Origin of the sequence: Anoxybacillus sp. MB8, from assembly GCF_011006755.1 — a bacterium.
GTDB lineage: Bacteria > Bacillota > Bacilli > Bacillales > Anoxybacillaceae > Anoxybacillus > Anoxybacillus gonensis.
Genome location: NZ_RXXX01000041.1, coordinates 1 through 20,225 on the forward strand (window position 1 = coordinate 1; position 20,225 = coordinate 20,225).

Genomic DNA, 20,225 nt, shown 5'->3' on the forward strand with positions numbered 1-20,225 from the left:
GATACAGGAATATGGAGAAACCACTTTTGATGTTTGTTCACTAACTTTGCTGTTCCAAACGTCCATGTTCCGTCGAAATACGTTTCAAGTCTTTTCGTTTGAAAAGGAACTTTGATTCGTCCTTCTAACGTATTGATGGAAAACAGCCCTTTTGTTAGGCTGTAATCTCGATTAAAATGGAAAACAACCCTTTGGTTAGACTGTAATCTCGGTTAAAAACGAGGTCAATTTGCGGTTTTTTAAACGCAATCTGACACCACTTGTGTCCATTGGTTTGGTTAGCTTTATATTTTGCAATCACCGTTTTTAACACAGATTGTGCCATTTGAGATTTTAAGCCAAATGTAGAGCGGAGTTTGCGATACGTCATTTTGTGAAGTTTGGCTTGCACAAGGGTGTTTTCTTTGAATATCACTTCCGACACCGCATGACACGCATCACGATACGCTTGCATCGTTTTTTGAAGAAGCTGTTCTTGTTCAGATGTCGGCAAAATTTTAATTTTTGCTGTTAAAGTCAATTTCATGTCCTCACCGCCTTTCACTAATTTTATTTTATCTTATTTTTAGTGAAAGGTAAACAAAAACACGCATTCCTCCCCATGCTTGAAAGCAGGGGTTTCCTGCGAGATTTTTCATGAACCAACCGTAGGACTAGATATATTAACACGAGAAGAACTTTTAGCACTCATTAAGGACGTTATCATGAAAAAAGTATGCCACGTGTTATATGTTACACATTATATTGAAGAAATCATCGAAGAAATGACTCATGTATTATTATTAAAAGATGGAAAAATCATAGTAGCCGGACAAAAAGAAAAAATACTCACCGACGATTATTTGTCAGAAACGTTTCAAATAGATGTGCACGTCCGTTGGGAACATAATCGCCCGTGGGTATCGATTAAAAACAGCCCTACACTTCAACGAATAGGAAAATAAAGGATGAAGAAAGGCATAAAATGAATGAGAAAAGGAGGAAAACTTCACTTCAATGACCGTAAAGAAGCCAACAAATATACTAGAGAAATTACAAGCGCGATTAAGTCTCCGGTTTGCGGCTTTGGAAGAAGACATCTTTCATCTTATAAAAGAAGAATTGTTGTCGTTAGAAATTACTCCCGAACCTTTTCGTACAGTAAAGGACGTTTGGGATGATATAGATCTGTATTGTTTCGACGAAGATTTATCCAATCGATGTGAAGAGAAAATACAAACGTTTCTTTATGACTTACTTGCTGATTGTGTGAGAGAATTAGGAGTGGACGAAGTACGTACGTATCTCATCACCCAAGGGTGGTCAGATGAGGTAGAAGAAATGGACATGGAAGACCTGATTTACGAGGTAAATGAGCTATTAGACTGGGAAATTGCAGAAATCACATTGGATTTGCTTGAGCATTTTGGTCAGTATGAATTGTCATTTCTCTATCGCAAAGAATATCCGTTTCAACAGTTATGTAAAAAAATAGAAAAACCAGTGGATTTGCATTTTTTGAGCGATGCTCTATCTTCTTGGTTATTTGCAAGAAAGGAACAGATAAAAAAACAAATTCGAGAGGAGTGCGGAGAAACGCTGTTAGACGACTCATTAAAGATAACACCTTTTTCTAGCGAGAAACTAGTACAAGCCTTTTTTGATGCGGTGGATGAAGAACACCTAGCACAAATAGTTAAATACGTAGAAACAGAATTGACGAACGAAATAAAAACTCGCTTCCAAGCCTGCCTTGCCATTCGTCAAACATCTGTATGGAAAGTTTGTGAATCTATTATTGATCAACAAGTAGGCATATGGCTCCATGAGGTAAAAAAAGAAGCGAAAGCTCTGTACGATGAATGGGAGGAGCTTTGTCGCTTGCTCGAGAATAGTTGTTCTAAAGAGATGATAATCGTTCTTGATAAAATGCGGCACTATCCGACTTTTATAAAAAAAGTAGATAAAAAGCGGAGAACGAAAGAGGAATACGAAGCGATTTTATCTAAAATTGCGTATACGTATGTACAGTTGCTAAACGAAAAATATCAATGTTCAATAAAATGGAATCCACAAAAAATGAATCGCTGGTTGAGTACATGGTTTACATCAATGGAAGAATTCGAACGATCGTTTCTTCATTCCAAGGAGTTTAACCGCCACTTAAAGGCGATCAGCAAGCAAATTTTTGAACATCCTTTATCACTTTCCGCTTCATCGGTTCACAAAAAATATATCGTCCATGTCGGTCCGACTAATTCTGGAAAAACATACGATTCGATGCAACGGTTGCTTCAAGCAAAAACAGGGATGTATTTATCCCCATTGAGATTGCTTGCGTTAGAAAAGTTTGAGGAGATATGTGCCCACGGTATTGCATGTGCCTTAATAACAGGAGAAGAAAGAAAAAATGTACATGGCAGTACACATATAAGCGCAACGGTCGAGTCCGTGAATGTCACCGATGAATTTGATGTTGTCGTTATTGATGAATGTCAATTATTAGCGGATGAAACGAGAGGGGCTGCTTGGGTCAAAGCAATTACCGGGGTGAAAGCGAAAGAAATTCATTTGGTTGCTGCACCGCATGCTGTTGGCTTGCTTCAAACACTGCTAACTTACCATCAGTTTGATTTTGAAGTGATCGAACACAAACGTACCACTCCACTCATTTGGGAAGAGAGGGCTTTTTCTTTTCCAAAAGACTTGAAAAAGGGAGATGCACTTATTGTTTTTTCAAAAAAGAAAGTTCTCCATGTTGCCGCTTCACTCGTAAAACAAGGATACAACGTCTCGGTTTTGTACGGAAGCATGCCTCCTGAAACAAGAAGAAAACAAGTCGAGCAATTTCGGCAAGGGCTAACCGATATACTAATAGCGACCGATGCCATCGGCATGGGGATGAATCTTCCCATTCGAAGAGTCATCTTTATGGAAAGTGAAAAGTTTGATGGAAAATCCGTTCGTACGTTAAAAGCAGAAGAAGTACAACAAATCGCAGGACGAGCAGGAAGAAAAGGAATATATGAAGAAGGGTTCGTCTGCGCTATGGTAAATCGAAAGAAAATAAAAAAGCTGTTAGAGGCACCGGTAGCTCCTATTGAATATAGCTTTCTCCCTATATCAATCGAATCACTAAAAAAGTTTCCTTATGAATCGTTCGATTTATTCAAACGGGCATGGAACTTTTATCAAAATGAATTAAAAGAAACGCCTTATCGTGTTCATGAGATAAGCGAATGGGAAAGAAAAATGTCTGTTTTAGAAAAAACATTGAAAAAGATGAAGCTCGAACTCCCTCTTTGGAAGAAATTATCTTTCTGTTTCGTTCCGTTTTCCATCGAAGAAACGAAGATAACGGATTATTGGCTAACGATGATTAGAGAATATTTAACGGAAGGGAAGGTCACTATGCCGCCTATCCTTACGTCAGTCGATGCAATTGATGAATTGGAAAACAGCTATAAACAGCTCACGTTATTTACGTCATTTGCTTATTCTCAATCGTTGCCTTTTAATGAAGAAGAGGTTTTTGGACTGAAAGAAAAAATTTCTGAAAAAATATTTGAAGTACTATCTAAACATTTGATACGCTATATGAAAAAATGTAAAATTTGCAATCAAGAATTGCCTTGGGATTTTCCATATCCACATTGCCATCATTGTCATGAATATATGTATGCGGAGATTTCTTTTTAATTTGCTGCTTATCTTTCTGGGAGAATTTTACACAAATGAATACTATAAAAACTTATTTTCTTCTATTTTTGACGACGATTTAGGGAGGGGCGTTTGTGGCAGAAAAAATTGCGACAGTGAGCTTGCATCCGATTTCCGTTTCGTTTTTTCGCTTTTTTGCGTAAGTCCAAAAAAAGAAGCGATGTCTAAAGAAAACATTAGGGCATGACGGAGGGAATATGTTACAAATAAAACGACTATCAGAATGTACGTTAGAAGAAGCGGTACGTGCTTGGAATGCTGGATTTAAGTATGGATGCAAAAGCGGATGGGATAAAAATAAGCTGTTGGGCTTGTACCAACAGCTTATTTTCGTCTAGCTACTCCTTTCCGAGAAAAAGTTGCCACGATACACCGTATCGGTCTTCCACCCATGCAAATTTCTTGCTAAATGGATAGGCATCTAGCGGCATGAGCACTTTTCCGGATTGAGATAGTTGTTCAAAAGCGCGGTCAATTTCTTCTTCCGTATCACACGTGACGCATAGCGACATCGCAGGAGTAAACTCGTGCTGTTCGACGTGATTATCAATCGCCATCAACCGTTGTCCTTTTAGTCGAAACGTCGAATGAAGCACCATGCCGTTTTCTTGATGCACGATCTGTTCGATTTCTGCCGGAGAAAAAACAGACGTATACAAACGAATCGCTTCTTCTGCCTGCCCAGAAAACATAAGGCATGTCACAACTTTTTGATCCATAAATTTCTCACAACCCCTTTATAATGATAGAACAACAAAAGCAAATATATGTTCTTATATTTAACTATCATCAATTCACAATTCGTTGTCAATAGTAGAATTTTTACTATCGGCTCTAATTTTCTTTCTTATCTAACACTTGCTTTAACAAATCACCTAAACTTGTGCCAAATGAGTCGTTTTCGGCACTATATTTTTTCAATAACGCCCGTTCTTTTTGGCCAAGTTTTGCTTTTTTCTGCTCATTGGCTTTTTCAATGACATTGCAAGGGCGACATTGAAAGTAGACACCTGCTTTTCCTTCATGAATTTCCATTCGTTTTTTGCACTGTGGGCAGCGCCGGTTCGACAGCTTTGGATCTTTTCTCTTCCGGAAGCGACATGTCATATTCGAGCATACGAGCATGCGACCTTCTTTTGTCGCTCGTTCTTTTAAAAACGATCCGCACTCTGGACACATCGAGCCAGTTAAATTATGAGCACGATACGTTCGATCGCTTTGTTTTATTTCCGCCACTAACCGCTCCGTTTGCTGGCGGATGTGTTGGAGGAACGTTTTTGGATCACCGTTTCCACGAGCAATTGCTTCTAATTCTTTTTCCCAATGCGCAGTCAGCTGCGGCGATTTTAATTCCTCATTGACAAGTTCAATCAATTGTTTCCCTTTTGGTGTCGGATAAAACCGTCCGTTTTTTCGCTCGACCGTTTCCGTTTCGACGAGGCGTTCAATAATTTCCGCGCGCGTCGCTGGCGTACCTAGTCCGTATTTTTCCATTTGTGACAAAAGGTCGGCTTCAGAATAGCGAAGAGGGGGCTCTGTTAGCGCTTCTTTTTTCTCTAATATGACAGAAACCAGTTGTCCTTTCGTAAACGTAGGGAAAGTTCCTTGCTCTTCTTGCTTTTCTAGAACGCGCCGAAACCCTGCGTTTACTACTCGTGTTTCGCGCGCGACAAACGCTTCGCCGTCGATATCAAAAACAACATGAATGGTTTCATAGTCACATGCTGGATAGAAGAGTGCTAAAAAGCGACGCGCAATTAAGTCATATAGTTTTCGTTCATCAGCGGAAAGTTTGCCGATGTCCAACCGTTCTTCTGTCGGGATAATCGCATGATGATCCGTTACCTTTTCGTTATGAAATACCCGCCTAGCCACTACCTTCCCTTTATTTTTCAAAAGCGGAGCAACTTCGTCTACGTATCCGGATTTCATTCCCTCTAGACGCTCAAGCATCGTACGTTCCATATCGCTCGTTAAATAGCGCGAATCGGTGCGCGGATACGTGACGAGCTTATAATGCTCATATAACCGTTGTAATACGCTTAACGTTTTTTTCGCCGAAAAGCCAAACCGTTTGTTTGCTTCTCGTTGTAATTCGGTTAAATCGTAAGGAAGCGGCTGTGGCTCTTTTTTTGTTGTTCGTTCGACAGAAATAACCGTCGCTTGTTTGTTTTTTAGTTTTTCATATAGCTGTTCCGCCAGTTCTTTCGAAAACATTCGTTTTTCTCCGTTACGCTCCCAAAAAGCAACAACAGACCCGACGTTGGCACGAATCGTCCAATATGGTGCTGGTTTAAATGACTGAATTTCTTTTTCTCGCTCAATCATCATCGCAAGCGTCGGTGTTTGAACACGGCCTGCGGAAAGAGGTTCGTTATATTTGGTCGTTAACGCTCTCGTCACATTTAACCCAATCAACCAATCTGCTTCTGCCCGGCACACAGCAGATTCATATAAACGTTCAAACTGTTTTCCTGGTTTTAAATGTTGAAACCCTTCGCGAATGGCTTGATCGGTTTGAGACGAGATCCATAGGCGCAACAGCGGTTTTTTCCAACGGATTTTTTGCAAAATCCATCGTGCGACAAGTTCGCCTTCTCGTCCAGCGTCGGTGGCGATGATGCAGTTTTTAATATCTGGACGTTTTGCTAAGGTTTCGATTGCCCGAAACTGATGGCTCGTTTGCCGAATGACGTTCAGTCCCATTTTTTCTGGGATAATCGGCAAATCTTCTAACCGCCACGTTTTATATGTTGGATTATAATGCTCGGGCATTTTTAATTCGATTAAATGCCCAAGCGCCCATGTGACAATATATTTCGATCCTTCAAAGTAATGTTTATGTTGCTCCCGACAACCAAGCACGCGGGCAATTTCCCGAGCCACGCTCGGCTTTTCGGCCAGAACAAGTGATTTCATCATATTTTCCTCCTGATCACAAGACTACTTGTTCAGTATAGCGGAAGAAGGGGAGGTTTGCATACCTGACACTTCAAAAGAAAAAAAGGGCTGTGGTAAAGTAAAATGGGGGAAACGGGATGAATTGAACAATTGACAACAAATTAACTAAATATAAAACTCAAGGGGGCAGTCATTTTGCATTCAGAAAACCGTACAAAGTACGTGCAAAAACTTTGGGAAGTGTGGAAAACAGCAGCTCGGTTAGGATTGGTTTCGTTTGGGGGACCTGTCGCTCACTTAGGGTATTTCCGCGAAGAATATGTGAAACGGAAACAGTGGATTGATGAGAAAACGTATGCTGATTTAGTTGCGTTGTGTCAGCTGCTTCCTGGACCAGCAAGCAGTCAAGTCGGGATTGGCATTGGATTTTTGCGAGCAGGGATGCTTGGGGCCATTGCTGCATGGTTGGGATTTACGTTGCCATCGGCCTTGATCCTTTTGCTGTTCGCTTATTTTTCAGCAGAGGTTCCTATCGATTGGTTGCATGGGTTACTTGTAGTAGCGGTAGCGGTGGTTGCTCATGCCGTATGGGGAATGGCGAAGGTGTTTGCCCCCGATCGTTCGCGTGCGACAATTGCTGTTGCTTCGGCTATTTTTTCTTTTTGGCTACCGAACGCTGGAGGACAAGTTGCTATCATTATTGTTGCTGGGATGCTAGGAAGTGTTTTATATCGCCATCATTCGCGGACAGCCGTTCTGTCTGTTCCAACTTTTCCACGAAAAACAGCAGCCTTTTTGCTTATATTTTTTATGTTGCTCGCACTGCTTCCGATTGTGGCTCGGTTGACAGGTTCTCCGTTTATCGCGCTTTTTGACAGTTTTTATCGAGCTGGAGCGCTTGTTTTTGGGGGAGGGCATGTAGTACTTCCTTTGTTACAGTCGGAAGTAGTACCTAAAGGTTGGGTAACAGACAACCAATTTTTAGCGGGATATGGAATGGCGCAGGCAGTGCCTGGACCATTGTTTACGTTCGCTACGTATGTAGGGATGGCGAGTTTTGGATGGAAGGGGGCAATAGTCGCAACGATTGCTATTTTTCTCCCGTCTTTTCTATTAGTCATCGGTACGCTTCCGTTCTGGGAATGGATTCGTCAACATTCACGCTTTCAAGCATCTTTCCATGGCATTCATGCAGCTGTAGTAGGCCTTTTGCTTGCGGCGCTGTATCATCCAGTATGGACAAAAGCAATCCAAACCCCTGCCGATTTTTGTCTTGCATTAGCAGCGTTTTGTTTATTAACCATTTGGAAATGCCCACCTTTGGTTGTCGTCATCATTTCCGCTATGATTGGAGCATTGATTTAGAAAGGGAATAGACATAAGACATTCAAAAAATATTTAATGGCTAGGCACCTATCCGTTAATGGCTCATAAGATAAAATGAGAAAAATAGGGGGGCTTTCATCATGAATAGTTATGTCAATGCAAGGTTTATGAAAGACCTTGAAAAAGCCATTAACGGAGAGTATAGCGCAATTCATTGTTATGCCCAATTAGCTCACTTGGCAGAAAAAGAAAACATGCGAAAACAAATTCTTGAAATTCGACAAGATGAAATCAAACATTTTCAACAATTTGAGCATATTTATTTTAGTCTGACTGGGAAGCGGCCTCAACCGAAAATGAGCGAAAAATGTCCGGATGATTTCAAGCGTGGGCTAGAAATTGCTTTGCAAGACGAGCAACAAACGGTCGATTTTTATTTAGAAATTGCGGACTATATAACGATCCCGTTCATAAAAGAAACATTTCGCCGAGCAGCGGCTGATGAACAAAATCACGCCGTCTGGTTTTTATACTATTTTTTGAAAGAAAAATCATGAGAGGGCAGAACAAAAACTGCCTCTTTTTTCACGGTTATTTTTAGTTTACATAACATAAATTATAGGAAGTTATATAAAATTAATCTCAAATAAAAAGTAAACTTTTATTTTTGAGACAGAAAAGAAAAATAAAAACGTAGCCGCTTTAGTAAACAAAACATGCTATAGCAGCTACGTTTTACAATAAAATGCATACACCTCATAATCCGTCCTTTCTTATTTTAAGCAATATCCTCATTGCAATAGCGAACACCTTTGTATTGAATACGGATTGGGATTTGTTTTTCTCGTTCATACTCGCGACATAGCTTTTTCGCTTTGATACACGCATCCATCATTCCGCGAGCAGTAATTGCTTCTTCCCATACAACTGGTTGTTGATGATGTGTACTAAAATTGAAAATATACTGTTTCATATAAATCCTCCCTTCTTTTTTCTTTGTATATCTTGAAACATTCATTCCGATTATTATTATAATGCAAACCTGTATTACAAAAAAGATTGAAACTGTTACAACATTGTAAACTTTTACAATACAATAGATTGTGTAAATAAAAACAAGCCTAAGGAAACACCCTTAGACTTGTCCACTTTCATTTCATTTAAACTCAAGCTTATTTGCCCACAGCTTTTTTCACATGCTCTTCTTTGCGCGTTGGCCAACATTCAACACCTTTTAGCCCTTCAATATCATCAGCATAAAATACAGGATCTTCTCCGCGTTTACGTTTCGCCATATAATCATCAAGTGCTTTGAACGCAATACGACCCAGTAAACCGATTGCTACTAAGTTTGTTAATGCCATAAGCGCCATTGCTAAGTCAGCTAAATCCCAAACAATTTGTAAGCTAGCAAGCGCTCCGAAAATAACCATTCCGATTGCTAGGACACGATAAACGAATAAAGCTGTTTTTCCTTTACTAATAAATTCAATGTTTGCTTCCCCGTAGTAATAGCTTCCAATGATCGAGCTGAAAGCGAACATGAAAATAGCTGCTGATAAGAAAATACCTGCCCAAGAACCGAAGTGCTCAGAAAGCGCTGCTTGTGTTAATTCAATACCAACAAGCTCGCCTGTTTTATACGTATCTGATAATAAAATGATAAATGCTGTAGCACTACATACAAGTAATGTGTCGAAAAATACCCCTAGTGCTTGAATAAAACCTTGTTTCGCTGGATGCGAAACTGTTGCTGTTGCTGCAGCGTTTGGTGCACTACCCATACCAGCTTCATTGGAGAACAATCCGCGTTTTACCCCCATCATAATTGCAGCACCCATGCCACCGCCTACAACTTGTTCTAAACCAAAAGCACTTTTGAAAATTAAAGCAATAACTGCTGGAATTTCAGTAATGTTTGTTACCATTACATACAATGCTAATCCAATGTAGAAAAACGCCATGATTGGAACAATAATTTCAGAGAAACGAGCAATACGTGTAACTCCACCAAAAATAATGACTGCTGTTAATGCCGCTAAAAGGAAAGCGGTTACATAAGGGTTCATGCTAAATGAATTTTTAAACGCTGTTGCAATGGTATTACTTTGTACGGCGTTAAACGTTAATCCAAAACTTGCGATAATTGTGAAAGCAAAAATTGTGCTCATCCAACGTGCGCCCAATTGTTTTTCCATATAATATCCTGGGCCGCCTTTAAAGCCAACATCGCTTTTTACTTTAAAGATTTGCGCCAATGTACTTTCAACAAATGCGCTCGCTCCACCTAAAATCGCAACGAGCCACATCCAAAACACCGCTCCTGGACCTCCAATGGCTAGTGCCATCGCAACCCCAGCAACGTTACCCGTTCCGATACGTGTCGCAGCACCAATGAAGAACGCTTGAAGTGAAGAAATTTCTTGTTTTCCTTTTCCTTCAGGAGATTTTTCTTTTAAGACCCGGAACATTTCTCCGATTAAACGAATTTGCGCAAATTTCGTCCCGATCGTGAAATACAACCCGAGACCGAGCAATAAACCGATAATGACATAAGACCAGAGAATGTTGTTTAAAAATCCGACTACTTGATTAATGAGCTCCATACACTTCCTCCTTAAAATAAATAATTAAGATAATTAGTAAGATTATTAATCTTGTAATAGTATTATCTGAAAATTAAAATTATGCGTCAATAGTAAAAATTAGAAAAACATATACAATTTACAGCGTTAAAGGAACAAAATTGAAAATAAATTATTCTTGTATACTATTTTAAAACAATCTTAATAAAAAGTTTTTTATTTTCTCGCATACTATTCAAACACAATCTTTTTTCAAAAAAAATTTTTTTGTTAACGAAAAAATTTTTTGAATTAACATAAAAACACCCAAGATGATGGGTGTTTTTACAATTTGTATAACAATAATTTTTTTAGTAAAGGGGCTAAAAATGTCGGTAACTGTTCTACATTTGGGACAATGACATGATACTGTCCATATATATTTTCAATCGTTTTTTGTTGACTTTCGGTAATCATTCCGTTTGCTAAAAACACATTGACTACTTCAATTCCTAATTTTCTCGCTTCTACAACCGCTTCGTGTGTATCTACAATACCGTTTTGATCGTATCCAAACGCTGCTGGTTCCCCGTCTGAGAAGACGAGTAAAAATTTTTGTTTTTCGTTTCTTTTTTGCAATTCTTCTGTCATTAACCGAATCGCTAAACCATCTCGATTATCTTCCTGAGGTTCTAGCTGCATAATTTCTGCTCCGCGTCCCTTTTTCAAAGACGCATCAAAATCAATAACTGTTTGAAAATAATTTGGTTGGTAAGACGATGTCGCTTCGTTTGTATCCTCCCAAAACCCAACAATTTTATGTGGAACGTGAAGCGCTCGGAGAGATTCATGAAATAAAACAATCCCTCTTTTCGTTTCTTCCATTTTGTCATACATCGACGCAGAACAATCGACAAGGAGCACAAAAACAGCATCTAACAAAGGAGATGTTTCATGCTTTTTATAAAATAAACGTGGATGATCCTCGATAAAAAAGCGTAATAGCTTTTTATTTAAACGTCCGGCATGTAAATCTGTACGCGGATGTATTTTTTTATGCTCGAGTACTTTTTCAATGGTTTGCGTCAACTTTTTTTGATACGGCCCAATGACTTCTCGATCACGTTCATACTGTCTTATTTGTTGTACGGTTGGTGGCGAAGCATCCACAAATATTGGTTTCGCATAACGATTTTCTTTTCCGTATTCGTACTCCGAACGTCCAAAAAGACCTTGACGATATTCTTGTTGTTCTAAATGCGTATAATCATTATGCGTCGTTTTTTGTGATGAACCATGCACGATCCCAAGCGCTTGATCTCCCGCTTCCCCTTGACGAACTCCTTCGCCAAGCAAATCTGTTTGTGATCCCTGCTCTAGATCAAATTGCAAAAAACTATTTGTCATATCGCTTGTTTCGCGATGCCATGTATGCATCACTTCTTGAAAAATCTCTTCGTCTTTCGATTTTTCATCGAGCACATCATGATTTTTCAACGGATCTTTGCGGCGAATATCTTCCCTATCTTCCTGTTGATCAATGTAAATGTACTCTGGGAGATGAAAATATGTGTTTAACATATCCGCATCTAACAATTCATCTAACACATCGACAACTGTAAGCACAATATGTGAAATATGAGCGGTCGATTTTGCATCATATACATTTCGAATTTCACGCTCAACAAACGGAAGAGCGGATCGCAGTGGTTCAGGAAGAGAAACGTCTTGCACCGGCTGTTCCGCCGTTAATAATAAATATAAAAAGTTAAACAGTGCATCTGTATGAATGCTTTTTACCATATTAACGTTCCATTGCGTTTGAAAATAATGACGATACACCTGTTTTCGAATGATAAACGATTTTTTCGTTCCAGGACGGACATGTCGACATACATCTTCTAAACGAAGATCTTCAAGCAACATAAATAGTTGTTTAGCGAAATTTCGAATAGAATAGGCTTTCACTTGATTAAGAAATGAAATAATATGTTCATCGCTTGTATGATAAAAATTTCCGATCGTGCGCAAAAATACATCGCTTTTTAATCCATATACGTACTGCTCTTTTGGTCGGTTATCCCAAAAATGACTAACAACTACTTTTTTATGTTGTCGATCAAGGTACGACTGATAGCCAAATTCGAGCTCCATTTGCTCATCTTTTGTTAATGCTTTTACTAAATCCGATAATTCCATAAACAAAAAAGAATCGACTTTTTTATCATTAAACATAATAAAACGATTCATTCAGCCACCCTCATTCATCAAACAACGTTTCTGCTAAGTTACGCACCGCAGCTTTTTCACGATCATCTTCTAATTTTTCAACGATCGCCCTCTCAATCGCTCGTTGTGGCGGAATGTACACCGCTAAATCACAAGCATCGATTAATGCCCGAATGGAAGCCGCTTCTTCTGATACATATCCTTGCTTCACTTGAACAATTAAATCAGCTGACAATGTCACAAAACGATCTAATAACGTTTCATTTGTTAGCTTTGTTTGCTGTTTCAAAATACTTTTTAACGCCTCCCCTTGAACGTACGGTACATCAATGACAACAAAACGGTTTTTTAACGCTTCATTTAACGGAACTGTCCCAACATATCCTTCGTTAATGGCTGCAATGACACCAAATGTCGGTTTTGCCTTTACGACTTCAGCAGTAAACGGATTTGTAATCGTTTTTCGATAATCGAGCACCCCGTTTAAAATAGGAAGCGTCTCTGGCTTAGCCATATTAATTTCATCAATATATAATAAATGCCCTTTTATCATCGCTTGAATGACCGGTCCCGGTATAAATTCGATCGATGCTTGTCCGTTTATTTGTTGAATCGTTTTAAATCCGAGCATCGCCTCGGCATCTAAATCAATTGAACAGTTAATACTATGCATAGGCTGTCCAAAAAAAGCTGATAATGTTTCTGCTAATTTTGTCTTTCCCGAACCTGTCGGGCCTTTTAATAACACATTTTTCCCTAACGCTAAAGCGATAATTGCGTCGTATAAAATGGACTCATGAGCTGGTGTGTATGCAGTAGCCTCAATTCGTTCGGGGATGTCATGTTTAAACATTTCTCTTCTTTCTTCTATCATCGTCTGAATCGTTTCAGGAAGTGAAAATGATTGTGTATACATCATGATGTCAACCCTTTCTATGTTTTCATACGTACGTATTGTACAAAAAATGTACTCATTTGTACAAACGAACAAAATGTTTAACATAATTATATTATGTTAACAAACAATAAAAAAGGAGCCACTCGGCATTATCGACTTTTGACGAGTAGCTCAACCGCTTCTTGAATCAGTTTTTCACTTTCTAATGATCCTGTTTCGATATCTTTGCGAATGCAACGCTCCAAATTAGCACTTACAACAACCGCAATGGCACGATCGACAGCGCTACGAATAGCAGATAATTGGGCAACTACTTCTTTACAATCTTTTTGCTCATCCATCATTTTGAGCACACCACGAACTTGTCCTTCAATTCGTTTTAATCTGTTTTTCACTTGGTTATCGTATGTCATATTTATCAATCTCCTTTTTCTATATACCCTTATCAGTATATTAAATGAAATATGATCTTATTGTCAACTAAAATTATCTTTAATTGCTTTACGAATAAGCGCTTCACAACGATCTAATTCTGTTTTTAATTGCCGCTTATATAACTGGGCTTTTTTATATCCTTCCTCAGTAAAACGGTAATAAACAACTTCTTGATACTTCATCCCCTCTTTTTTCTTTTTTACTTGTTCTAAAATCCCATCCTCAATTAAATCGTGTAGTGCTTTGTATACTTCTGAATGATTCGGACGGTATCCAAACGGCTGAAATTCTTCACGAAGCACGTCTAGTAATTTCAGTCCATACAATCGTTCTTGTTCGGTTAAAGTAATTAAATACAGCTTTAAAAATGCGCGTTGCTTTAATAAAAATCCGCTCGGTTTTCTTTTTTCGCTCATCTTTTCCTCCTCCTCTCATATGACACATTCTTTACTCAAAAGAAAAATCCTTCTATACTTCCATTATAATTGAACATTTTTATTTTTATTCAGTTTTTATTTAGAACATAGTTTTATCATATCAATTTTTTACAAAAAAAAGAAGAAGAGTAGCTCCTCTTCTTTATTTGAATACAATTGTTTTATTTTCATGAACGATGACACGATCTTCTAAATGCCACTTTAATGCGCGAACGAGGACTGTTTTTTCGATCATGCGCCCAATTCGTTTTAAGTCTTCTACATGATGTTTATGATCGACTCGTTCCACATCTTGTTCAATAATTGGCCCTTCATCTAAATCATCTGTTACATAATGAGAAGTGGCGCCGATGAGTTTCACTCCACGTCGATAAGCTTGCTCGTATGGTCGCGCACCAATAAACGCCGGTAAAAACGAATGGTGAATATTAATAATTTGCATTGGAAACGTTGCGACAAAACGAGATGATAAAATTTGCATATAACGAGCAAGCACAATGACATCAATATCATGTTCCTTTAACAATTGTATTTGTTTTTCTTCTGCTTCTTGTTTTGTTTCTTTTGTCACTGGTATGTAGTAGTACGGGATACCGAATGACTCTACCGTTTCTCTCATTTGTTCATGGTTGCTGATGACGAGGACGAAATCTGCAAGCAATTCACCCGCTTGCCATTCCCACAATAACTCTAATAAGCAATGTTCTTCTTTTGAAACGAATATCGCTACCTTTTTTATATGCGTATGTAGACTCAATCGCCATTTCATTGAAAAACGTTGTGCAATCGTTGCGAACTTTCTCTCCATCTCCTCTTTTCGTTCCGATATATTCGGAGCATCAAACTCAATTCGTAAAAAAAATGTACCGCCTTCAGGGTCTGTCGAATATTGACTAGACTCAACAATATTGGCTCCTTGTTCATACAAAAAAGTTGTAACCGCTGCAACAATTCCCGGTTGATCCGGACATGAAATAAGCAAGCGTGCCCGATGTTTATATTTGTCCATAAACTTTTGCGCATGTTTTTGTTGAAAATACATCATAACCCCCCTATAAAACGATGAAATAAATAATAGCCATTATTATAACAAATAAACAAATAGTCGAGAACATATCTCGACTACTATTTTCTTACTTATTCATTATTTTTCGTATTCCAAAAGCTCCTTTCCATATAGGAGCAGGCTGTTTGACGGAAGATGAAAGGTACGTGTATAACGCGCCCATAAATAATGAACCACCGACAATATTACCGAGCGTTACAGGTATGATGTTATGAACCATTCCTGCCACATGAATCGTATCAGGATGTTGAACAGCTAATGCAAGGGAGAAAATAACAAAATTTGCGATCGAGTGTTCATATCCAGAAGCAAAAAAGACGAAAACGATTAAAATCATGGCGAACATTTTTGCGATATCTTCTTTCATTTGCATCGGAATAAAAATAGCTAAACAAACGAGCCAGTTACACAAAATCCCTTTCACAAACAGTTGTAACGTTGTTGCATGCATTTTTTTCAATGCAATCGCAAATAGTAAATGATCCATCGGAAGATCATGAAAAATCCCTGACTGTGCGATTAAAAAAGCAAAGAAAATAGCACCGAGCAAATTCCCGCTATAACATGCGACCCAGTTACGAAGGGTGTCTCCAATCGTCGTTTCTTTTTGCAGGGTACTAACGGTAAAGTACATCGTATTTCCTGTAAACAATTCTGCCCCACCATACATGATCAGTACAAGAGCAATCCCGAAGAAAATGCCGCTTACTAAATAAGTGGCTGGTGAATGTGTTTCGTAAAAGTATTGACCAACCCGAACACAAAGAACAAGAGCAAAACCGATATATACACCTGCTAAAGCAGCACGAATCATGTATTGAAGCAGTGATTTTTGCAAAATAGATCGCTTCTTTAATGCGAGCTCTTTACATGTTTGTAAAGCATCCATCATTTCCTCACTTCTCTTTCTATTTTTGTGATGTTTTTCACACTTTATCCTACTCCTCTTCCTTACGTTTTTCAACGAATTTATGTAAATGTTAAAAGAACTGTCAACACTTTATTTTTGTAAACGATTGCGAACAAAAAGACTATTGCAATTTTTGCACATATTGTTCTCACCCTTTGCAAATCTATACAGAAATATATTAATATAAAAAAGGTGTAAAATACGTTGTTAGAGGAGGAAGCTATGAACTACATAAAGGAACAAAACGGTGAGTTGTGGTTAACAGAAGATGAACGTGAAAATTTAAAAATTAGTTATCGCATTAAAGAAATCATTTACTCAGAACGTTCACCATTTCAACATGTGATGGTTTTAGACTCATACGACTTCGGAAGAATGCTCGTACTTGACGGAGTTGTACAAACAACTTCCATTGATGGTCATATTTATAACGAGATGATTGCACATGTTCCTCTTTCTCTTCATCCGTCGCCGAAAAAAGTTTTAATTATTGGCGGGGGCGATTGTGGCGCAGCTCGTGAAGTGGCGAAATATGAAGAGGTAGAAGAAATACATCTTGTCGAAATTGATGAACTTGTTGTTCAAGCATGTAAAGAGCATTTACCTGAAGTATCTGGAAATCTTTCGGATCCGCGTGTGCAATATATATATAAAGATGGGGTTCAATTTGTGAACGATCGCGTGAATACGTATGATGTCATTATTATTGACTCGTCCGACCCGATCGGCCCTGCACAAGTATTATTTGAATACGATTTTTACAAAAGTGTGCATGAAGCACTCAAAGAAGATGGGATGATGGTTTGTCAAAGCCAATCCCCTATTTTTCATATGGACGTATTGAAACAAACATATACAAATATTCGTCATTTATTCCCGCATGTACACGTATATACAGCTACTGTTCCAACATATCCTGGCGGGCTATGGAGCTTTACGCTCGGTGGTAAACAACCTATTTCATTTGAGCGACTCAACACATTCTCAAAACAAACGAAATACGCAAATGCGGATGTATTAAACCAATGCTTCCGTCTCCCACAATTTATGAAAGAACATCTTCAATCGTAGTCGGAATCATTCCGGCTACGATTGTTGACAAACATACTTTTTTATATTACGATACAAAACGTAATGATTACTATTATCTTTTTTGAGGAGGACGAAACATGCGTGTGAAAATCGTTTTACAATGTACAGAAACTGGGGATCGTAACTACATAACAACGAAAAATAAACGCAACAGTCCAGAGCGGCTAGAATTAAAAAAATATTGTCCTCGTCTAAAGCGCCATACGTTACATCGTGAAACAAAATAATCCGTGGCATATGCCACGGATTATTTTTAATGCAAATGAATGCGCCGCGCAAAATCAACGAATCGAAATTTATCAAGACGATGACGGGACTCTGTATATTGAAACAAACTCGCATCATCTAAATAAACGTAATTCCGCACGACAACAACGTGGGTATATTGTTTAACATGCAAATACATTCGATCTTCATCCGTACACTCTTCGACGAAAAATTCCTTTTTGGCAAAACTAATTTTTAATTGCAATTCTTTTTCTAAATATTCATAAATGGAGCGCTCACATATATCTTTCGATAAAAACGGAACAAACTTTTTATTGAAAAAATCTTTATCTAAAATAATGCGCTCGCCTTCAATTTCTCGCACGCGTACTACTTTCCAAATGTCCTCTCTTGATGTCACATGGAGATGTTTTTTTAACATTTCATCAGGTTTCATCACTTCAAGTTGCTCAACAATCGTTCGCGAAGGTTTTCCTAACTTTTGTGCTAATTCTTTAAAACTAATTAGTCCCGAAATCGGGAAATCAAATTTACGAACGTCTAATACAATGGAACCTTTTCCTTTAATTTTTTGAATATACCCATGTTCCGAAAGTAAATTGAGCGCTTTGCGAATCGTTTCACGAGATGTCTCATATTGTTCAACGAGCTGATTTTCAGAAGGAATTTTCATTCCAGGTTTAAATATTCCCTTTTCAATTTTCGATAACAAGTCATTATAAATGGACAAATATTTATTTTCACTCATTGTTTATCACCGAAAAATATTTTACCATTATTTTTTCAAGTAATAAACAATCGATTCATACGGACGCAACATCATTTTTATAAAATCGCTTGGCGAGTCGTCATAGTTCGATAATAATATTTCGCTTTTATATTCTGTGATGTCTATATGTTCTGGCCATTCAAATAGTGTTTCTTGTCCATAAAAATTATTAATCACAACAAGTTTTTCATCGTTTCCGTTACGTATATATGCAAAAATCGAAGGATGATCTTCTAAAATGAGTTCGTAATCCCCTGTCGTAATGATGTCGTATCGTTTACGCAACTGAATTAGTTTTCGATAATGATAAAAAATAGATGTTGGATCTTGTAACGCTCGTTGAACATTAATTTCTTCATAATTGCGCGCGACAGAAATCCAAGGGGTGCCAGTTGTAAATCCCGCGTGTCGCTCATCGCTCCATTGCATTGGTGTTCGAGAGTTGTCACGAGATTTTCGCTGTAAAATATGCAATACCTCTTGTTCACTTTTTCCTTGTTCTTTTAATATTCGGTACATATTTAATGATTCGACATCTCGATAATCATCGATTCGTTCAAATTTTGGATCGGTCATTCCGATTTCTTCACCTTGATAAATAAAAGGGGTGCCTTGCATCATATGAATCGTTGTCGCTAACATTTTTGCTGATTGTTTATGATAACGTCCGTCATCCCCATAACGAGAAACGATGCGTGGTTGGTCATGATTGCACCAAAACAATGCGTTCCATCCACCGCCTTTATGCATGTTCACTTGCCATTCCGATAAAATCTTTTTTAACTGTAAAAAGTCAAAATTAGCAACTGCCCACTTCTCTCCATTTGGATAGTCGACTTTTAAATGATGGAAATTAAATGTCATATTCAGTTCATGACGATCAGGATTTGTATATAAAATACAATGGTCAATTGTCGTCGATGACATTTCTCCTACTGTCATCATATCGTACTTCGAAAATACTTCTCGATTCATTTCTTGCAAAAATTCATGAATGCGTGGACCGTCTGTATAATATTTTCTTCCATCTCCAGGTGGAATAGATCCATCATCGTCTAAAAATCGTTGATCTTTCGAAATTAAATTAATGACATCTAAACGGAAGCCGTCTACTCCTTTTTGTAACCAAAAATGCATCATCTCATATACACGCTTACGTACTTCTTCGTTTTCCCAGTTTAAATCAGCTTGTGTAACATCGAACAAGTGTAAATAATATTGTCCTGTTTGTTCATCATACTCCCAAGCTGATCCCCCAAATTTCGATTGCCAATTGTTTGGTTTATCTCTCCAAATGTAAAAATGACGATACGGGTTATCTTTAGATGAGCGAGCTTGTTGGAACCATTCATGATCTGTTGACGTATGGTTCACAACGATATCCATCACAATTTTTATATTTCGCTTATGCGCTTCTTCAATAAGTTTTTCAAAGTCTTCCATCGTACCGTATGGTTCATAAATTCGATAATAGTCACTTATATCATATCCATTATCACGCTGCGGAGATTCGTAAATGGGGGTGAGCCAGATGGCATCAACCCCGAGAGTTTGTAAATAATCAAGTTTTTGTATAACTCCTTGCAAATCACCAATTCCATCGCCATTTGTATCTTTGAAACTTTTCGGATAAATTTGATACACGACTGCTGTTTTCCACCATGGATGCAT

Annotated in this window: 18 protein-coding genes and 2 pseudogenes; 7 read left to right on the forward strand and 13 right to left on the reverse strand. The window is 38.2% G+C overall.

Annotated elements, in window-relative coordinates; all coding sequences use genetic code 11:
- Window positions 1-526 (reverse strand): annotated as a pseudogene (locus tag EKC99_RS12520) (helix-turn-helix domain-containing protein); the annotation flags it as partial.
- A gap of 103 nt (window positions 527-629) precedes the next feature.
- Here EKC99_RS12520 and EKC99_RS12525 point away from each other — a divergent pair.
- The 3 genes and pseudogenes from EKC99_RS12525 to EKC99_RS12540 all read left to right on the forward strand — a co-directional run.
- Window positions 630-944 (forward strand): annotated as a pseudogene (locus tag EKC99_RS12525) (molybdenum ABC transporter ATP-binding protein); the annotation flags it as partial.
- A 52-nt stretch (window positions 945-996) separates the two neighbouring features.
- Entirely contained in the window at window positions 997-3,678 is a 2,682-nt protein-coding gene (locus EKC99_RS12530; RefSeq protein ID WP_163152147.1) for a helicase-related protein, read from the forward strand.
- Window positions 3,679-3,896: 218 nt separating this feature from the next.
- Window positions 3,897-4,037 (forward strand): hypothetical protein, encoded by a 141-nt coding sequence (locus EKC99_RS12540; protein ID WP_163152145.1) that lies wholly within the window; start codon window positions 3,897-3,899, stop codon window positions 4,035-4,037.
- On the opposite strand, the gene EKC99_RS12545 is transcribed toward EKC99_RS12540, so the two are convergent.
- On the reverse strand, window positions 4,038-4,418 hold the full coding sequence (locus EKC99_RS12545; RefSeq protein ID WP_035066411.1) for a VOC family protein: 381 nt from the start codon (window positions 4,416-4,418) through the stop codon (window positions 4,038-4,040).
- A 115-nt stretch (window positions 4,419-4,533) separates the two neighbouring features.
- Complete coding sequence (locus EKC99_RS12550; protein ID WP_163152153.1) at window positions 4,534-6,618, reverse strand: DNA topoisomerase III; 2,085 nt, start codon at window positions 6,616-6,618, stop codon at window positions 4,534-4,536.
- 177 nt (window positions 6,619-6,795) lie between these two features.
- On the opposite strand from EKC99_RS12550, the gene EKC99_RS12555 reads away from it, so the two are divergent.
- Together EKC99_RS12555 and EKC99_RS12560 are read left to right on the forward strand one after the other, a co-directional pair.
- Entirely contained in the window at window positions 6,796-7,965 is a 1,170-nt protein-coding gene (locus EKC99_RS12555) for a chromate transporter (RefSeq protein ID WP_163152149.1), read from the forward strand.
- Between the two features lie 101 nt (window positions 7,966-8,066).
- Entirely contained in the window at window positions 8,067-8,483 is a 417-nt protein-coding gene (locus EKC99_RS12560) for a ferritin-like domain-containing protein (RefSeq protein WP_163152151.1), read from the forward strand.
- Window positions 8,484-8,704: 221 nt separating this feature from the next.
- On the opposite strand, the gene EKC99_RS12565 is transcribed toward EKC99_RS12560, so the two are convergent.
- The 8 genes from EKC99_RS12565 to EKC99_RS12600 form a co-directional block, all read right to left on the reverse strand.
- Window positions 8,705-8,899 carry a hypothetical protein gene (locus EKC99_RS12565; RefSeq protein WP_019416617.1) on the reverse strand — a complete coding sequence of 65 codons (195 nt, stop codon included), beginning with the start codon at window positions 8,897-8,899 and terminating at the stop codon, window positions 8,705-8,707.
- Window positions 8,900-9,098: 199 nt separating this feature from the next.
- Entirely contained in the window at window positions 9,099-10,532 is a 1,434-nt protein-coding gene (locus tag EKC99_RS12570) for an alanine/glycine:cation symporter family protein (RefSeq protein ID WP_009361231.1), read from the reverse strand.
- A gap of 303 nt (window positions 10,533-10,835) precedes the next feature.
- The gene (locus tag EKC99_RS12575; protein ID WP_035066447.1) at window positions 10,836-12,740 is read right to left on the reverse strand and encodes a vWA domain-containing protein; all 1,905 of its coding nucleotides are present in this window, start codon (window positions 12,738-12,740) and stop codon (window positions 10,836-10,838) included.
- A 10-nt stretch (window positions 12,741-12,750) separates the two neighbouring features.
- Entirely contained in the window at window positions 12,751-13,572 is an 822-nt protein-coding gene (locus tag EKC99_RS12580; protein WP_240468877.1) for an AAA family ATPase, read from the reverse strand.
- A 194-nt stretch (window positions 13,573-13,766) separates the two neighbouring features.
- On the reverse strand, window positions 13,767-14,030 hold the full coding sequence (locus EKC99_RS12585; protein WP_003397198.1) for a metal-sensitive transcriptional regulator: 264 nt from the start codon (window positions 14,028-14,030) through the stop codon (window positions 13,767-13,769).
- Window positions 14,031-14,093: 63 nt separating this feature from the next.
- Window positions 14,094-14,468, reverse strand: coding sequence for a replication termination protein (locus EKC99_RS12590; RefSeq protein WP_003397201.1), 375 nt, complete (start codon window positions 14,466-14,468; stop codon window positions 14,094-14,096).
- A gap of 163 nt (window positions 14,469-14,631) precedes the next feature.
- Window positions 14,632-15,531: a formyltetrahydrofolate deformylase gene (gene purU, locus EKC99_RS12595; RefSeq protein WP_021095941.1), complete on the reverse strand. Its 900-nt coding sequence runs from the start codon at window positions 15,529-15,531 to the stop codon at window positions 14,632-14,634.
- A 91-nt stretch (window positions 15,532-15,622) separates the two neighbouring features.
- Window positions 15,623-16,444 carry a formate/nitrite transporter family protein gene (locus tag EKC99_RS12600; RefSeq protein ID WP_021095940.1) on the reverse strand — a complete coding sequence of 274 codons (822 nt, stop codon included), beginning with the start codon at window positions 16,442-16,444 and terminating at the stop codon, window positions 15,623-15,625.
- 243 nt (window positions 16,445-16,687) lie between these two features.
- Here EKC99_RS12600 and speE point away from each other — a divergent pair, with 243 nt between their 5' ends.
- Entirely contained in the window at window positions 16,688-17,536 is an 849-nt protein-coding gene (gene speE / locus EKC99_RS12605; RefSeq protein WP_021095939.1) for a polyamine aminopropyltransferase, read from the forward strand.
- Window positions 17,537-17,634: 98 nt separating this feature from the next.
- Window positions 17,635-17,784, forward strand: a complete 150-nt coding sequence (gene rpmG / locus EKC99_RS12610) for a 50S ribosomal protein L33 (protein ID WP_021095938.1) — start codon at window positions 17,635-17,637, stop codon at window positions 17,782-17,784.
- Between the two features lie 26 nt (window positions 17,785-17,810).
- Here rpmG and treR read toward each other — a convergent pair whose 3' ends face one another.
- Window positions 17,811-18,533, reverse strand: a complete 723-nt coding sequence (gene treR, locus EKC99_RS12615) for a trehalose operon repressor (protein ID WP_021095937.1) — start codon at window positions 18,531-18,533, stop codon at window positions 17,811-17,813.
- A 27-nt stretch (window positions 18,534-18,560) separates the two neighbouring features.
- A complete protein-coding gene (gene treC / locus EKC99_RS12620) occupies window positions 18,561-20,225 on the reverse strand; it encodes an alpha,alpha-phosphotrehalase (RefSeq protein WP_021095936.1) in 1,665 nt (554 codons plus the stop codon).

Excerpts from the sequence above, each read along its gene's own strand:
- rpmG (WP_021095938.1), top strand. The coding sequence starts at position 17,635 with ATGCGTGTGAAAATCGTTTTACAATGTACAGAAACTGGGGATCGTAAC.
- EKC99_RS12540 (WP_163152145.1), top strand. The coding sequence starts at position 3,897 with ATGTTACAAATAAAACGACTATCAGAATGTACGTTAGAAGAAGCGGTA.
- EKC99_RS12560 (WP_163152151.1), top strand. The coding sequence starts at position 8,067 with ATGAATAGTTATGTCAATGCAAGGTTTATGAAAGACCTTGAAAAAGCC.
- treC (WP_021095936.1), bottom strand. The coding sequence starts at position 20,225 with ATGCATCCATGGTGGAAAACAGCAGTCGTGTATCAAATTTATCCGAAA.
- EKC99_RS12530 (WP_163152147.1), top strand. The coding sequence starts at position 997 with ATGACCGTAAAGAAGCCAACAAATATACTAGAGAAATTACAAGCGCGA.
- speE (WP_021095939.1), top strand. The coding sequence starts at position 16,688 with ATGAACTACATAAAGGAACAAAACGGTGAGTTGTGGTTAACAGAAGAT.
- EKC99_RS12550 (WP_163152153.1), bottom strand. The coding sequence starts at position 6,618 with ATGAAATCACTTGTTCTGGCCGAAAAGCCGAGCGTGGCTCGGGAAATT.
- EKC99_RS12570 (WP_009361231.1), bottom strand. The coding sequence starts at position 10,532 with ATGGAGCTCATTAATCAAGTAGTCGGATTTTTAAACAACATTCTCTGG.
- EKC99_RS12575 (WP_035066447.1), bottom strand. The coding sequence starts at position 12,740 with ATGAATCGTTTTATTATGTTTAATGATAAAAAAGTCGATTCTTTTTTG.
- EKC99_RS12600 (WP_021095940.1), bottom strand. The coding sequence starts at position 16,444 with ATGGATGCTTTACAAACATGTAAAGAGCTCGCATTAAAGAAGCGATCT.
- EKC99_RS12565 (WP_019416617.1), bottom strand. The coding sequence starts at position 8,899 with ATGAAACAGTATATTTTCAATTTTAGTACACATCATCAACAACCAGTT.
- treR (WP_021095937.1), bottom strand. The coding sequence starts at position 18,533 with ATGAGTGAAAATAAATATTTGTCCATTTATAATGACTTGTTATCGAAA.
- EKC99_RS12580 (WP_240468877.1), bottom strand. The coding sequence starts at position 13,572 with ATGTTTAAACATGACATCCCCGAACGAATTGAGGCTACTGCATACACA.
- EKC99_RS12545 (WP_035066411.1), bottom strand. The coding sequence starts at position 4,418 with ATGGATCAAAAAGTTGTGACATGCCTTATGTTTTCTGGGCAGGCAGAA.
- EKC99_RS12585 (WP_003397198.1), bottom strand. The coding sequence starts at position 14,030 with ATGACATACGATAACCAAGTGAAAAACAGATTAAAACGAATTGAAGGA.
- purU (WP_021095941.1), bottom strand. The coding sequence starts at position 15,531 with ATGTATTTTCAACAAAAACATGCGCAAAAGTTTATGGACAAATATAAA.
- EKC99_RS12590 (WP_003397201.1), bottom strand. The coding sequence starts at position 14,468 with ATGAGCGAAAAAAGAAAACCGAGCGGATTTTTATTAAAGCAACGCGCA.